Annotated in this window: 7 protein-coding genes and 1 pseudogene; 6 read left to right on the forward strand and 2 right to left on the reverse strand. The window is 40.9% G+C overall.

Annotated features, from left to right (window positions below; all coding sequences use genetic code 11):
- Positions 1 to 199: pseudogene (locus BM291_RS14990) on the reverse strand (hypothetical protein); the annotation flags it as partial.
- A gap of 190 nt (positions 200 to 389) precedes the next feature.
- Here BM291_RS14990 and BM291_RS14995 point away from each other — a divergent pair.
- Positions 390 to 1,811: a Gfo/Idh/MocA family oxidoreductase gene (locus tag BM291_RS14995; protein WP_092899086.1), complete on the forward strand. Its 1,422-nt coding sequence runs from the start codon at positions 390 to 392 to the stop codon at positions 1,809 to 1,811.
- Between the two features lie 216 nt (positions 1,812 to 2,027).
- Here BM291_RS14995 and BM291_RS15000 read toward each other — a convergent pair whose 3' ends face one another.
- On the reverse strand, positions 2,028 to 3,074 hold the full coding sequence (locus tag BM291_RS15000) for a PorP/SprF family type IX secretion system membrane protein (RefSeq protein WP_092898872.1): 1,047 nt from the start codon (positions 3,072 to 3,074) through the stop codon (positions 2,028 to 2,030).
- Positions 3,075 to 3,156: 82 nt separating this feature from the next.
- Here BM291_RS15000 and BM291_RS15005 point away from each other — a divergent pair, with 82 nt between their 5' ends.
- From BM291_RS15005 to BM291_RS15025, 5 genes are all read left to right on the forward strand, one after another.
- Positions 3,157 to 8,709: a T9SS type B sorting domain-containing protein gene (locus BM291_RS15005; RefSeq protein WP_092898874.1), complete on the forward strand. Its 5,553-nt coding sequence runs from the start codon at positions 3,157 to 3,159 to the stop codon at positions 8,707 to 8,709.
- A gap of 1 nt (position 8,710) precedes the next feature.
- On the forward strand, positions 8,711 to 9,463 hold the full coding sequence (yaaA, locus tag BM291_RS15010; protein ID WP_092898877.1) for a peroxide stress protein YaaA: 753 nt from the start codon (positions 8,711 to 8,713) through the stop codon (positions 9,461 to 9,463).
- 104 nt (positions 9,464 to 9,567) lie between these two features.
- Positions 9,568 to 13,068, forward strand: coding sequence for a T9SS type B sorting domain-containing protein (locus BM291_RS15015; protein ID WP_139229108.1), 3,501 nt, complete (start codon positions 9,568 to 9,570; stop codon positions 13,066 to 13,068).
- A 177-nt stretch (positions 13,069 to 13,245) separates the two neighbouring features.
- Entirely contained in the window at positions 13,246 to 15,930 is a 2,685-nt protein-coding gene (locus BM291_RS15020; RefSeq protein WP_139229109.1) for a T9SS type B sorting domain-containing protein, read from the forward strand.
- Positions 15,931 to 16,044: 114 nt separating this feature from the next.
- Positions 16,045 to 17,274, forward strand: a complete 1,230-nt coding sequence (locus BM291_RS15025; RefSeq protein ID WP_092899088.1) for an MFS transporter — start codon at positions 16,045 to 16,047, stop codon at positions 17,272 to 17,274.
- Positions 17,275 to 17,344 lie beyond the last annotated feature (70 nt).

The following is a 17,344-nucleotide window of genomic DNA, read 5'->3' on the forward strand; positions in this document are numbered from 1 at the left end:
TCGCCATCATCGGCATGGATTCCTCAGATCTATACTCATCATCTCCTGAGATCAATACGACATTTTTGCCTTTTCCAGGCCCTTCTTTTCCTTCATACTTCAGGAAAGTAGTGCCGTTTTGGGCTGAAACACAGGAAATTGAAATAACTGCCAGCAAAATCACTAAATAGGCAGGCTTCTTAAGGAATATATTGTTCATGGTTTTTTTAAAGAATGAATTCGGAAAATAGTAAATCTTTTAAGGGTTTTCGTCCTGAAAGCTAATTTCTATTTCGGTATCGATTCCGTTAATTCTTTCGCCTTTCAACAGAAAAATGAAAAGAGTAGAGGCAAAAAATACCTACTTTCTCATCCGAAATACAATTCGAACTCCCAAATTCCCTCATAATATGAAAAAGGACAGAAGAAACTTTCTCAAAACTGGCTCACTTGCCGCATTCGGACTAAGTGGAATTTCAATCATTCCATCGTCTGTGCTAGGCAAGTCTATGGGACATATAGCTCCAAGTGACAAAGTAAATCTCGCCTGCTGTGGCATAGGCAATAGAGGTGCTCAGATTATCAACGAATTATACGAAACAGGACTTTGTAATATCGTGGCTCTTTGTGATGTGGACATGGGCGCACCGCATACTACTGCAATCATGAACAAGTTTCCAAATGCGAAGCGCTTTCAGGATTTCAGAAAAATGTTTGATGAATTTGGAAATGGATTCGAAGCTATAACAGTGGGAACACCTGATTTTTCTCACTTTCCTATCACCATGCTAGCCATGTCTGAAGGCAAGCATGTATATACCGAAAAACCAATGGCTCGTACATTTAATGAGGTTTCGCTCATGATGGATAGTGCCAAAAGACATAATGTGGTCACTCAAATGGGTAACCAAGGGCACTCTGAAGCTAACTACTTCCAGTTCAAAGCATGGAAAGAAGCTGGAATCATCAAAGATGTCACTGCAGTCACTGCTCACATGAACAGCCCGCGTAGATGGCACGGATGGGATGTCAACATGCAAAGCTTCCCAAAAGCCGAGGCGATTCCTTCCACAATGGATTGGGATACCTGGATGATGGCAAGAAGTGATCATGACTACAACAAAGATTTCATCAACGGCCAATGGAGATGTTGGTATGACTTCGGAATGGGAGCTTTGGGAGACTGGGGTGCTCACACAATGGACACGGCTCACGAGTTTCTAGATTTGGGTCTTCCATATGAAGTGGATCCAGTGATGCTGAAAGGCCACAATCCATTCTTTTTCCCAATGTCCTCAACTCTAGCTTTCAAATTCCCAAAACGTGGAGATATGCCAGCTTTAACGATGACTTGGTATGATGGTGTAGACAATGTCCCTCCAGTACCTGCAGATTATGGAACATCTGAGTTAGATGCCAATATACCTGCAGCCAGCAACGGACAAATCCAACCTGCAAAATTAAATCCAGGTAAAATCATTTACGGTAAAGACCTTACTTTCAAAGGAGGATCTCATGGCAGCACGCTTTCCATTATTGGAGAGGCAAAAGCGAAGGATATGGCTAGTAAACTTCCTGAAGTTCCAGAAAGCCCATCTAATCACTTTGCCAACTTCTTAAAAGCATGTAAAGGAGAGGAGCAAACTCGTTCAAGATTTGAAATTGCAGGACCACTAAGTCAGGTATTCTGCTTAGGCGTATTAGCTCAACAGTTAAATACTACTTTGAAGTTTGACAGAGAAACACAACGTGTAACAAATAATCCTTTGGCAAATCAACTGCTAGGTGGTGAAGTACCTAGAAAAGGCTGGGAAGAGTACTACACTCTTTAAGAATAAACATATGTAAAATCAAAAGCTGAAACGAGAAATCGTTTCAGCTTTTTTATTTTCCAACCACGAAGCTCACAAAAGTTTCACAAAGACTACAGTCCTACTTCCCATAAGATAGACCTCAATTCTATCCTTTCTATTTAATCAAAAGGATAGAATAGAAAGGAGACTTTGTCAATTCGAGAGCCTCGTCAATCGTAATTCTAAAATCGTAGATTAAAATTTAGGGCAAGGAAGCAGCGTATCTCTTCGCTGTGGTTTGCCTTGGTTGCTATTTGGCAAAGTCCAAGACAAGCTCAACTCATGCGCACCACCGGACTGAATCCCCAATTGTGAAACGGTATAATCAAAGCTATAACCGACATTTAACCCAGAAAGCAGGTTCAAGCCAACCATCATAACAATTGCATCGCGATTGCTCTGTTGTTCCACTTTTTTGTAAGGAAGCCCCCTGTACCAGACACCGAACACAATTGGTTCTACATAAAAATATGCGCCCACATCCAGTTGCTCAAAAGGTCCCTGCTTTTTATAATTAATAGTTGGAGTCAAATACCGCTGTTTTCTAATGTGAGTAAAATCTCCTCGCATAGAGCCCTCTCCCAAAGAAATTCTGTAGCCAGCATGTGCAGAAAATTTAACAGGCAGGGGACTGTCTCCGTCAATAAAAGACTGATTCGGCTGATTGACATGATGTGCTGATCCACCAATCCAAAAGTCTTCCGTAAACAGCAGTCCTCCAAAAGAAAGAGAAAGCATATTGACAGGGTCACCTAAACCAGCGATATCACTCCCTGGGAATATAGGGCCAAAAGGATCGTTTGGATTGATCTGATTGGCGAAAATGAGATTCTCATAAAAACCAATCTCTCTACGAATATAGCTTGCCTGAAATCCAGGTCGGAAATAAGTCTTATCTCCTAACTTCAACTCATAAGAATACATTGCTGAAATGGTGGTAGAGCGCAGCTTGGAAGCTCCCTCGGTATCCTGCATAACCATTACGCCTATCCCAGAGTTATAATCATTGAGGTAAGTATCGTAATACGCCGAAAAAGTAGTGAATTGAGCATCGATACTAGGCCATTGATTCCTATAGTTGAACCCCACACGGCCAGTCAACTCAGATCCTGCGAAAGCTGGATTTAAGTAAAGAGGTGCCGCATAATATTGGCTATATTGCGGGTCCTGTGCATGTGCATTGGAACCAATAAATAGTCCAACCACACAAAGAAAAACAACGTAAACCAGAGACCGTAACAAGTATTTGTTCGTTAATTTGAATATTCAGTAGGCTTCTTCAACGTTACAGAACGTATGTTGTTTTAGAAGCAGTTCGAAAATTATGAAAAGCAGCCCTAATTCCATAAGGTTACCCTACATTTTTACTATTGCCCTCCTATTTACAACTTTTGTAATTAATACTGTTGTCTATTCGCAGGGATTTAATAGCAATGAGTGGATTTTTGGATATTGCGGTGGTGCTACAGAAAATAATTATTTATCCTTCGGAAAAGGTAATTCACCTACTGTTCAGTCTATTCCAGGCTCAATTGTCTTTACAAAAAACAATTCTGCGTTAGCAATTGACCCGATTACCGGGCAACCTTTTTTTGTCACTAACGGTGAACTGGTCTATGATTTCAGTCAGAATCCGATACAAGGTGTAGGTTCTGGCCTAAATGGAAACATTGATGGTGTCCAGCAAGTCGCAACTGGATTCTTAGAATACGACCCAGCAGGCAATAAACTCTTCTATATTTTCTATCTATCTCTCAGCGGGGATTTACAATATGCTGTTGTAGACATGAATGCTCCTGGACAAGCGACAGGAAATGAAAGACCATTGGGAGAAATCACATCCAAAGACAACTCCATTGGAAGTGGATCTGGCGCACTGTTAGTTGTAAAAACTCCTTCATCACCATCCTACTTGATCAGTTTCGCTAATGGAAATCTAATCTCGCGGAGCTTAGGAGCAAGCGAGGGGAGTTTTTCAACCACAGACAGCCAAGCGATTTCGTCTACCCCAAAGCAAATTGTCTTCAATGAAGAAACCAATCAATTAATCATCATACCTGAGTCTGACACGGATCCTATTTTAGTTCTGAGTTTTAATACGAGCGGAGGAACATTTGGGTCTCCAACTCCTATAGCACAATCTGCAGGAAATGGAAGATATGGTGGAGCAGAGTTTTCTCCTGACGGAAATTACATTTATTACTCTGCTGGAGACTCCTTACTCCGAGTACCTACAGCTAATCTTTCGGCAACTCCGGAAGTAATGCCAATTGCTGGCTCTGGCACTCCACCAGCAGGTATTTTCGCAGTTTATGATATCAAAGCTGGCCCTGATGGAATTCTTTATTACTTGTATGAAGAAGTAGATGGCGGTCCGCAGATGATCGGGAAAGTAACCAATCCAAATGAGGGTGATTTGACTTTGATAGAAGTAGAGGAAGACCCGTTTTCAGGTACAGATTTTTGTGGTACAGTTTTCCCAACTTTTGCCCCAAACGCAGATATAGAACCCACAGTCAATTTCACTTGGGCTCCAGACATGCCATGTGCCAATAACCCAGTCCAACTTACTTCTGTTTTAACCCCTGAGAACTACAGACCTGTAAGTTTTCATTGGTCTTTTGATCCTCCGCTTCGAGATTCTACCGGGAATGAGTTACCAGCTGATTACACTCAGGAACATTTTCTTATCCCAGCTGACGCAGCGCAAGAAACAAGTTTAAATGTCATCCTCACCGTTACGTTTGCAGATGGAGAGACTAAGGAAGTCAATCATACAATCTCACTGACTGAAAATGATTTACAAGCTAATTTTTCTCCTCAAGACACCACTCTCTGTGAAACCTGTATAGATATTGGGCCATTGCTTTCTGCTCAGAAAGGTGAAGAAGATGGAGGCGCCGGAGGCGGTGGCGGAGTAGGAAGTGGACAAGGAGGAGAAGATAATTACGAATACTTCTGGTCAAATTACCGAGACGAGGGCTGGACGGGTCGAAAAGATAATCTGGTTTGTAAACCTGGATTGTATTGGGCTTTAGTTCGTGAGCCTGGTTCCTCTTGTTATGCATATGCTGAGATTCGAGTTAAAATGTGGGACGTGGAAGACCAAACCAATAATATTTGGTACTTCGGAGATGGCGCTGGATTGGATTTCAACCCCGATCCTGACGACCCTGACGCACCTACTCCACGACCGATAGCATCCCGACATCCGCAAAATATCCCTGCTGGGACTACTACAATTTCAAGTCAAGACGGTCAAGTACTTTTCTATACTGACGGGCAATCTGTTTGGGACCTTAACGGAGACTTGATGGAAAACGGCAATGATATAGGAGGTGAAAACTCTAGTAGCCAAGGGGTAATCGCTGTCCCAGTTCCGGGAGAAGAAACACTCTTCTACCTCTTCACTACACAAGTTGCTGCCAACGGACAAAATGTAGCTAAATACTCTCTGGTGGATATCAAATCTGAAAACCCAACCGGAGTAGGAAATGTGGTCACTAAGGATAATTTCCTCTTTAGTCCTTCCACGGAGCATTCAGCAGCTTTAGATGCAGGAGATACAACATGGGTAATGTATCATGAGTTAGGAAATAACACATTCCGAGCCTATCCTATTTCAGCAAGTGGTATTGGTCAGCCAATCCTCAGTTCCGTAGGAAGTAATCATGGTTTTAATTCGGGAGTAGGAGCTATGAAATTCAACTCTGATGGTGACCAAGTAGCAGTCACGATTACCGAAGGAGGCTGTAACAAAGTCGAGATTTTTGATTTTGACAGTGAAACAGGAGAAATGAGTGAATATGCTCGAATTGATTTAGGCTGCAATGGTGAAGTATATGGACTAGAGCTTTCTGAGGATGGAGAACGAGTTCTAGTCTCTTACTTAAATGGCGGGCCGGGAATAGAAGAGTTCATCATCAAAGCCAATGATAACGATGATCCTGATGCGGCTATTTGTCCTTCTTGTTTTAATGGAGCCAGGACTAGAGCGCAAATAGAGGCTTGTATCATTAGCACCAAAAATCAAATTAGTCAAACAGCTGGGCTTAACCTTGGAGCACTGCAAATAGGTCCAAATGGTCAAATCTATGCAGCCGTAGTCGGAGACAATAGAATTGGTCAAATCAGCGTGGGTTCTGGCTGTAATTCTCAAAGTACCTTCACTCAAGATGGCGTAGAAGCCATGCCTGGTACATCCAATTTAGGACTACCTTCTTTCGTGCAAAACTCCGGAAGCTCAATACCAGAACCTAGCCTTGCTGCTCCATTAAGACTTTGTTTGGATCCTGAGCTTGGCGCTGGAGCGCTTCTCGAGGGCGGTGGTGAACCTGATATTGACAGCTATTTCTGGACTATCACAAATAATGACGATGGCACGATAATCCGAAATGACTACGGTGGTCCTGGAGATGAATTCCAGAACTTGGATCAGATTTTCAATACCCCTGGCACGTACACCATAGATCTTAGAGTGGACAGGTGTGGTGATGCAGAATATTTCCGCGCTAGTACTGAGATCTTGGTAGAGGCACCGCCAGAATTGACTTTGGCAGATGATGCTACTCTATGTGCTGGCAATCCTGTCACCCTGACCGCAATAGAGGGTTATGACCCTGCTGAAGGTTTATATGATTTCCAATGGACAAATGCTGCTGGGCAAGTTTTCGGTGATGAAAATTCTAATGAAATCATCGTAGATGAGGAAAGCATTTATACTGTTAACGTAAGCTACAGATTGCCAGAGGGACTTTCTGATGACGAAGCTCTACTTTATGAAACTTGTCCATCAACTGCGGAGATTTTCGTAGGACCCGCTTTCGAATTTGATCTTACTCAAACTGCAACGGAAGTTTGCTATGAAGAAACTACGGTGACTTTTGCACCAAACACCCCTATCACAGGCGAATGGTTTTATGAACTAAATGGCGATCCAAACCGAGTGGCTTTAGGTGAGTTCTTTGAGCTTGAGCTTTATATCAATTCTCTTCCTGGACCTGGAGATTACGTAATAGTTTTTGTTACTCTGGATCCAATTCTGGCTGAATGTACTATTGAGAAGAAGTTAGATTTACGTGTGAACGAATTGCCTCTCTTCACTGCTGTGCAAACAACTCCTGCTACAGATTGCAACACACCGGATGGATCATTTGAGATCACCATGCAGGCAGATGCGGAAACATTAACAGTCTTAGAAACAGGAGATACCTTCTCAACTGTGCTCTCAGGGAATTCTATTCAAGTAACTGGATTACTTCCTGGAGTTTATACCGTTGAAGCAGAAAACAGTACTGGCTGTACATACACTGCGTCAGTGACTGTGGAGAACAGCAATCCTCCTGCTGGATTTGAATACACGGTCACTCCCACAGATGAAATATGTGGTCCTTCTGGAGTTCAAAATGGCTTGCTCACTGTAGATTTCACTAATTCTCCTCAGTCTGGCTCTTACGCAGTAACTAGACAGGGTGATGGTCAAGTTTTCCAAGGCACATTCTCTTCTACTAGTCAGTTTGATATTATTGTTCCTTATGGAGATTATGCTGTTGAAATTCAAGACCCAACTGGGTGCGCTATTCCGGACCCAACTTTATATCCGATTGCTCAGAAATTCGAGGTATTGTTTTCAGTTCCTGCAGACTTAACTGCCTGTCAAAGTTTCACCTTCACTCCTACTTCTCCTGATGTATTAACTTATACTGTAACCAATTCCACAGGAACTATCCTTTCTCCTGATTCAAATGGAGAATTTACGCTTATGTTGTCTGATACGTATACTGTTAGAGGTGAAGATCCTAACGGTGTCAATTGCCCCCGAGAAGAGACAATGGTTGCTACTATCACACAACCAATTGATTTCGAAATTTCACCACCAATTGTCGATTGTCAAGTAGGTGTTCAGTACGAAGCAATATTAAATAATGCTAATCCTGCTGACGTGATTTTCCTTTGGAAAGACGCACTAGGTGTGATCGTAGGTAGAAGACAAACATTTGTTCCTAGTAGATCAGGAGATTATACCCTGGAAGTACAACCTGTTTCTGGAGGTCTATGTCCGCTTGACAAGAAATCATTTACTGCAGAAGTTATTTCACAAAGAGTAGAGGTTAGTTTGGACATCGTACCCTTCTGTATAGACCAAACAAGTACTACTATTACGATACAAGCAGATATGACCAACGTGGCAGATATAGAATGGTATTCTGTGATCAACGGTACCCGAACTAGAATACCTGCATATGATGGATTACCGATCATTGAGGTGTCGCAGGAAGGAACTTATGAGGTTTTATTGAGAAGCAGTGTAGGATGTGATCTAGGTCGAGCCAACGGTGTGGTATCTAAGTCTACTATCATCCCTCCGGTAGTCCCAGTAGGATTTACGATTTGTGCAATAGAAGGCGTCACACAGTCCATTGACCCGGGAGCTTACGATAATTACTCTTGGAAGCTAAATGGCGTGGAAGTTTCGCAAGACCCTATATTTACTCCCATTGAAGGTGGTATATATGAACTTACGGTTTCGGATAATCTGGGCTGCGAGTACATTGCAACCATCGACGTATTGGAAGATTGTTCCTTGAAAATAGTCTTTCCTAATGGAGTGGTTCTAAATGACCCGAATAGAAATTTCATCCTTTATGCAAATGAATACATAGACGACGTGGAAGTCTATATTTATAACCGATGGGGAGAATTAATTTTCTATTGTGAGCATGAAAATGTAGAACCTAGACAACCTTTCTGCCCTTGGGATGGACAAGTACGAGGAGAATTTGTTCCAAACGGAACATATGCCGTGGTTGTCAAGTTTACTAGCAAAGACCAGAACAAAACCGAAAAATTAACCAAAGCGATTACAGTAATTCAATAGTATGCTTATCCTGATTTCACCAGCCAAAACGCTGGACTATAGTAGTCCTAATTTCACCGAGTCAACACAACCTGATTTCCAATCTGATACACACTCCTTAGTGAGAATCATGAAAAAGAAATCTGCCAAAGAAATTGGTGAGCTAATGCATATCTCTGAAAACTTGGCGGAGTTGAATGAGGAGCGTTTTAAGACTTTTCAGAAGGATTTCACTTTTGAAAACTCGAAACAAGCATTACTGGCTTTTAAAGGAGACGTCTATACTAAAATTGATGTTGAGGAGTTTTCTAAGGAGGATTTTGACTTTGCACAGGAGCATCTACGAATACTTTCTGGCTTATATGGCTTGCTGAAACCTCTAGATTTAATACAGCCCTATCGTTTGGAGATGGGCATAAGACTGGAGAATAAAAAAGGAAAAAATCTGTATGAATTCTGGGACAAGAAAATTGCAAAAGCAATCAATGAAGCTGCAAAAGGGCAGACTATTGTGAATCTTGCTTCCCAAGAGTATTTCAAAGCGGTTCATTTGAAAACATTAAAAACGCCTTTGATTACTATTGAATTCAAAGAGTATAAAGATGAAACTTACAAAATCGTCGGTTTTTTTGCGAAGCAAGCAAGAGGCTTGATGAGTAATTTCTCCATTAAAAACAGAATCACTGATCCCGAGGAATTGAAGACTTTCAATGAAGGTGGATATGAGTATTCAGATAAGTTGAGTGATCAAAACAACTGGATTTTTGTAAGATAATTATACAATTTGCCTGATAATAAGCGTGTTGGGATCACAAGTATTTTTTCGACTATATAAAACTGTAACTTAGAGGTAGTAAATAAAACTTCATTGCCCTTATTTTGACCCAAGCATCCTTTAAAATACTGTCAGTTGCCTTATTCACCTTACTGGTGAGTTTCGTTGCCGATGCCTCATTGGATAAAATGTACAAGGATGGCAATGTTGCACTGAGAACACAACTAAATCTTGCTAATCCTGAACTGTTAGGTCCAGGTATACTTTGTAATATTTCAGGTACTGTAGTCGGGAGTTTTAGCGGCGCTGGAGATCCAGTTACAGACCTCTATGGATGGAAAATATTTGGGCCTTCCGGTGATCTATTATTTTCAAAGGCTCCAGGGGAGTTTCAAAACATAGATTACACCTTTATCAACAATGGTACGCATAGAGTTGAATTAGGAGTGAGTCGTGGGGGAATCCCTATTGCTAAACTCAGCAAAGTTGTAGAAGTCATACAAAAACCTATAAAGCTACTTTCTAGTGAATATATTTCCTGCTCCTCTAGTCCCCTAGAAATTCAAGCAATAGACCCTTCAAGCAGTAACTTTTCCTCTTATAAATTTGAATGGAAAAATGGAGCTGGTGCGATTGTCTCAACTGCAAACACCTTGATTACTACTGATGAGGGTGTTTTTTCTGTGAGATATTTTATTGAAAGCCCGTCAGGGGAAAAATCATGCGAGACTTTATCGACCACCACGATCTCTAATATTTCCACTATAGTGATTGACAGTTCGGATACAGGAGTTTGTATCGATAGCGAAATTTCTTTTGTAACTAATCCCCAACTGACAGGAGAATGGTTTGTCCAAAAAGTTGGAGATCCTACAAAAAAATCTTTCGGAATTAGAACCTCCTTAACGATTCGACCAGGTTCAGATTTAATTGATTTTGGTGATTATGAGGTTTCGTTTCAATTAGCCAATGCTTTAAATCCAGCCTGCTCACCAGAGGGAAAAACAAATTTCCGCTATAATCAAGAGCCTATTTTTGTTTTTGAATCCGCAGATACTTCAAGTGGATGTCTTCAAGCTGACGGCAAGTTAGTCATGAGAGCCGTGACGGATTTAGATTATATTAACATTGAAGGAACTGGACTTTCTTATGGACCCTATTCAGCTGGAGACCTGATAGAAATTCCCAGCCTAAAATCTGGTACTTATAATTTAATAGGAGGCTTAGGCCCATGTATTAATTCATTAGGCTCAGTAGTACCATTGAACAACCCACCTCCTGCCTTGGAATTTACGATTGATGATATAATCGGAGAGGCTTGTACGGCAAATGGAAAAATCCCAGGCTCATTTCAAGTTACTATGCTAAACGGCGCCAACCCTACTGCTTTTTACCGAGTAGTGAATGAAAAAGGGGGAGTCGCAATGAATCAAGTTTTACCTAATTCTACGGTATTCCGTGTAGACATTCCTGGAGGTAATTACTACTTTGAAATTTATGATGATAATGATGAATGTATTCTTCCTAGTAGAAATGAGTTAGTAATTCCAGGAAAGGATCAAACTACTTTTCAGATCCCCAGCACGTTAAATATTTGTCAATCCTTCAACTTGATACCTGAAACCTCTCAAGCTCTGATTTTTACTATCACACGCCCTGACCTCAGCATTGAATTAAAAAATGCTGGGGAGGAAATACTTTTAGATCAAAAAGGTGAATACAAAATTGTTGGCACCTTGCCAAATCAAGATGACATCTGTCCAACAGAAAAAACAATTTTAGTGGACTTAATTGATCCCGTTGATTTCGAAGTTATCCAAGTAAGTGAAGATTGCACGGTAGGCAATAGGAGCTATGAAGCGAATATTTACTCGAGAGATCCTGCCACCGTACTATTTTTCTGGAGAAATGAGAAAGATGAAATTATCGGTACCAGCCAAAGGCTTGACCTCCCTCCCACCTCGTTTGGTACTTATTCTCTAGAGGTTCAACCTGCTAATAGTAAAGCATGTCCTATTGCTCCCAAACCATTTCTGGCAAAAGAACCCGTGCTTTCTGTGGATGTGACCTTGACAGCCACCAAACTATGCGAATTTGGCCCAAAAGCTGTGCTTAGCATGAGTACCACTTTTCCAGAAGAAGTCACTGACGTAGAGTGGAGAAGATATGATAAGGATGGAAACATTGAGTTTCTCAGTCAATTTGACGACCAATATCAAATAGAGGTAGACAAGGAAGGCACCTATGAGGCAGCCGTTTTCGCTAGAATACCATCCCTGAATAAAAATTGTGAATTGGGAAGGACAACACTTCAACTGGATTTGACTCCAGACAAAGTCCTCTTTGATATTCCTACTGAGTTGACTATTTGTGACTTTTATGAACTTATCCCAAGCACCACGCAAGATTTGATTTTTTCTGTTATTACTCCATCTGGCGTAATTATCGAAAAACCTACTGGAGAAAGCTTTTCGATAGATGAAGCTGGTATATATACATTTTTGGCATATGACAATAATAGCCCGTCTTCTTTCTGCCCAGAACAGAAAGAACTTATAGCTACGATAGTAGATGCCGTAGATTTCAAACCCGTTCTGTACGAAGAATCTTGTGATGGAAGTTCAACCTATCAGGCATCTATCAGCAATTACGCAATTAGTGACGTTGATATACTTTGGAAGGATAAAGACAATAATGAAGTGGGAACTGGCGAGTTTTTGACTATAGTTATCCCAGGGGTTTACAGCTTGGAAGTTCAGCCTTCAGATGCAATTCCTTGCCACATTACTCCAATCTCATTTGAAGTTTTACCACCAGTATTGTCTCTAGATGTGTTGCTCATAGCAGAACCACTTTGCCCTGATGCCACTTCTGCTGCTTTGCGAGTTGAGACTGACTTTGAACAGACAAGCAAAATAGAATGGTGGTATACTGATACCGAAGGAAATGCAATACTCCTTGCCAGTGAAACAAACAAAAGAGAAATTTTGGCGATTAAAGAAGGCACCTATGAAGTGAGGGTTTTCAATCAAGTGCCCTGTTTGTTAGGCTACGATAAAGCTTTAATAATGCGAAGTTCAGACACTACGAGACCCATAGTGGAAGAAAACTTTCTGATATGCCCAAAATATGAAATTGCTCCAACGATTAATCCTGGCCAATTCGCAAGCTATGAATGGTTTTTTGAGGATCAACTAATATCTACTAACGCAACCTACAAACCACTTCTGATTGGGAATTTTCGTCTTATTGTCTATAGTGAGGAAGGATGCGCATATCAGACTGATTTTACTACTGAAGAGGAATGTGAACTGAGGGTTATCTACCCAAATGCTGTGCAGCCTGGCAATCCCGAGAAAGAATTTTTGCTATATACTAACTATCTAATTGATGAATTAGATTTAGTAATAATGAATAAATGGGGTCAAGTGGTTTTTCAATGCACGCAAACAAACCTGATTTCTGAGGAATCTACCTGTTCATGGGATGGTACTTATGGTGGAAAAGCCATTCCAAACGGAACCTACGCAGTTAGAATTAATTTTAAGAATTACGAAAAAAACATCACAAAAACAGAATTTGGCTCTGTCCTCATTATAGAATAGTGAGTGAAATGAAGAGTCAATAAGCGCTGGAACATTTTTTGCCTATAACTCAAATACTAATTCATTGGTGACACGTGTTGTTGTCTTTGCAAACACCCTAATTTGATTTCCTTGAATCCTCACTGCTCATTTCCGAAAAGGAATGTTAGGATGGTTTTGGTTTGGGCAATCCTAATTTTGACTCCACTGCTAACCCTAGGGAGCCAAGCAAAAAGCCCGAGTAAACCAGAAGCTTCCTATTCAATAGAATCAACTCCTGCACTTACGGGAGACACTAATTTATGTATCGTAATAAATGGAATAATAGGAAACTATAGCGCAGGGGGTGATTCTGGGGACGTATATGAGTGGACAATCACCAATTCTTCAGGTGAAATATTATTCAACCGTAGTGGAGGAGATCAATATGCAAGCATTCAATTCCTATTTACAGAAGTCGGAGAGCATATAGTCTCCCTCAAAATAAGGAGGGGAACAGATTCCAATTTCTACCAAGAAACACTTAAAGTAAAAGTTCAGAAAGGACCCAATCTTGCTTTAAAACCTGACTATCTACTCTGCGGAGATACGCCAGTCTTGCTTACCGCACTAGATCCTACTACGCCCAGTATTTCGGAGTACACTATTATTTGGAAAACCCTAGATGAAAATGGGAGTGAAGTCCCTATAGGTACTGGAAATGAATTTCTTACATCTTCCGCTGGATATCATTTTGTAGAATTGTATTTCACAAATCCAGACGGAACTCAGGCCTGTACTATCGAGGGATCCACTTTTGTAGGACCTCCCATTGACTATAAGATCACTCAAAGTACGGAGCAAATCTGTGAGGGAGAAAGCATTGCTATTGGTACAGACACTCCTTTAACGGGAGAGTGGTTTATCAGGAAGGCAGGGACCTCCACTAAAACTAGCTTGGGAAATGCATTTGATATCTCCATCAAATCCAGTCAACTTAATGGCCCTGGTGAATATGAAGTATTTTTCAGTGCAGAAGACACAAAATATCCTGACTGTCCTTCGGAAAGAAAAATTTTATTCGAACTTTTAGAAGCCCCTGTACTTGATGTGCAGATTCTAGTCTCGCCCGACGACTGCATTTCAACCAATGGAAGTTTTCAGATTACCAGTAATACAGATCTTGCCACCTTGGAAATACCTGAACTTGGCGTGATAGAAGGGCCTGTCTCTTCAGGCCAAACGTTCGTCTATTCTAATCTTGATCCAAAGGTTTATTCTATTATAGTTTCACAGGGTGGGTGTAAAATTACCCAGTTGGTCCAACTTGATATCAAAAATCCACCAATCACTCCAAGCCCTCCTATCCAGTTCATACCTAGTATTACAACTTCTCCAGAAACATGTTCTACAATTGGGGTCTCAAAAGGTAAAGTACTTGTTGATTTCGGACAGACTATAGGGACTGGAGAATATCGGGTACTGTCCACTTCAAAAGGTGAAATAAGTACAGGATCTATCCCTTCTAATGGTCTATTTCAAAGTGAACTGTCTGCAGGAAAATATATTCTTGAGCTGATGGTAGACGGATGCAATTATCCGTTTGAATCTTTCACCATAGCTGAGCAGTCTGAAGTGGAGTACAATATTCCCGAAAACTTCCTTATATGCGAAAGCTTCCAATTTACTCCCGAAACTCAAGAGGACTTACTTTTTACATTAACCTATCCAGATGGAAGTAAGCAATCCCTGAGAGCGGGAGCCCCCTTTTTACTAACTTCTGAAGGTAAATACACATTAAACGGAGAAGACAGAAATTCAAGTTCAGGGCTTTGCTCCAAAGTTGAAAATTTTGAAGTAACACTATCTAGCAAAATCACATTTGCTCCTATACATGTGGAAGATGGATGTTTCAAACCCATTCAATACACAGCCGACATTCAAGGCCTAACAGCTGACGAAACTAGTATTAGATGGCTTAACTCTCATGGCGATATTGTAGGAAGAAGCCTTGAATTTTATCCTGCAGAAGTGGGGTTCTATTCACTCTTGGTTCAGCCGTTGGCTAGTGGGTTTTGCGATGTGGCTCCAGTCGTCTTTGAGGTAGTGCCACCAGTCACTTCCGTTCCAATGGAATTAGAGGCAACTATTATTTGTCCCGAGCCTGGAACTTCACTAGTTACCTTGATTACCGATGAAGAGGAAGTTCTAGAAATAGAGTGGATTTTCTACGATTTAAATGATCAAAGAAAAGAATTAACGGAATTCAATAATCTATTCGAAATCGAAGTAAGTGAAGCAGGAACCTATGAGGCAGTAGCATATAACAAATTGCACTGCGAGATCGGTAGAAATCTAATTTTGGTAAAAGAAAGCACCCTGCTCACCTTACCAAATCTCGATGAGAGCTACCCTATGTGCTCAAAGGAAAACACAATGGCTCCTATTGACCCTGGAGAATACGCTAAATATGAATGGTATTTCGGCAACCAACTGGTATCGAGTGAAAGGCTCTTTAATCCTACTCAGGTCGGTGATTATCAACTTCTAGTGACGACAGAAGATGGCTGTGTATTCGAGGATAATTTCAGAACATATGATGTCTGTAACTACCAGATAGTTTATCCCAATGCAATGGTCTTGGAGGACACTGAAAGAGACTTTAGAGTTTTGCTGAGTGAAGGAGTAACTGATGCAGAACTATTTATTCTCAATCGTCAAGGAGAGCTTATTTTTCATGCCGCCACAGGTGAGATACCAATCGCTACACCTGTTCTAAGATGGGATGGCAAACTCAATGGAAAGTGGGTACCAACAGGTACTTACGTAGTGGTTATTATTCTCCGCAATTCCGTATATGGATTTGAAGAAAAAGAGATAGGTTCGTTGACTGTACTGGATTAAAGACAGAATTCAGAAGAATATTTTTATTAGCGGGAAAGCTGAATGCAATATTTTTCCTATTTTTCCATCTTTACAATCGATTGTTCACAACCCAAAAATTCTAAAACCTATCGTATGACTCAAACCATAAACAAAACTGCACTCTTCAACGCAAGTTGTTTTGCACTCATTACCACCGCTTTTACCTTCTCCATTAGAGCTGGTATTCTACCGCAATTAGGAGCGGAATTTAATTTATCCAATGAGCAACTCGGGTTCATCAATTCGATGTGGTTTCTTGGATTTCCTATTTCAATGATTTTAGGTGGTCTTTTTTACCATAAAGTTGGCCCTGCTAATATCATGAGGATTGCATTTGTAATGCACACACTAGGTATCCTTCTTACAATCTTTGCAGGCGGCTATACCACCCTATTACTCTCTACCCTATTTATTGGATTTGGAAATGGTTGTACTGAAGCTGCATGTAATCCATTGATTGCTGACATGTATACCGGAGTAAAAATGAATAAAATGTTGAATAGATTCCACATGTGGTTCCCAGGCGGAATTGTAGTTGGAAGTTTGATTTCAAAATTTATGACTGATTTTGGAGCTAGCTGGCAAATACAAATGTGGATATTGATGATCCCTACAGTTATATATGCAGTATTGTTCTATGGCAAAGCATTTCCAAAGCCACAAGTATCAGAGGCCACTTCAATTCCTATGAACTTGAAGGCAATGATCTCTCCTTTGTTTATCTTCCTATTTGTAGCAATGGCATTTACTGCAATTACAGAGTTCGGCACAACTCAATGGGCCAACGTAGTATTGAATAGCTCAGGAGCCAGCGGAATGCTTCTTCTTGCACTTACAACTGGCGTAATGGCTGTAGGTCGATACTTTGGGGGACCTTTGGTGGCAAAACTTGGACAGACAGGCGTGCTTCTAGCAGGAGCAGTAGTTGCGACCATAGGCATCTATATGTTCAGCACTGTGACAGGCCCTATGGCCTACGTTGCTGCGATTATTTTTGGACTTGGAGTATGTTACTTCTGGCCAGTTATGATTGGAGCTACTGCTCAAAGAGCACCACTTACTGGAGCATTAGGAATGTCGATAATTGGTGGGGTTGGTATGTTCTCAAATTTCATTTTCAACCCAATTACTGGTAGATGGATTGATTCTGCTCGTATTGCAAATGAAAAGCTTGGTCTTACCGGCGATGCATTGGAATTAGCAACAGGCCAAGAAACCTTACAGAAAATGATGATGTTCCCAGCAATACTAATTGTCCTATTTACCATATTCTATTTCTGGCAAAGAGGAAAAAATCCTGATATTGCAGGTGCAGCACATTAAAAAAAAGCAGCCTTCGGGCTGCTTTTTTTTTGCTCTTTTGAATTCAAGAAAGATCTAATCAAGAAGGGGT

The sequence above is a fragment of the Algoriphagus aquimarinus genome, from assembly GCF_900112005.1.
Lineage (GTDB): Bacteria > Bacteroidota > Bacteroidia > Cytophagales > Cyclobacteriaceae > Algoriphagus > Algoriphagus aquimarinus.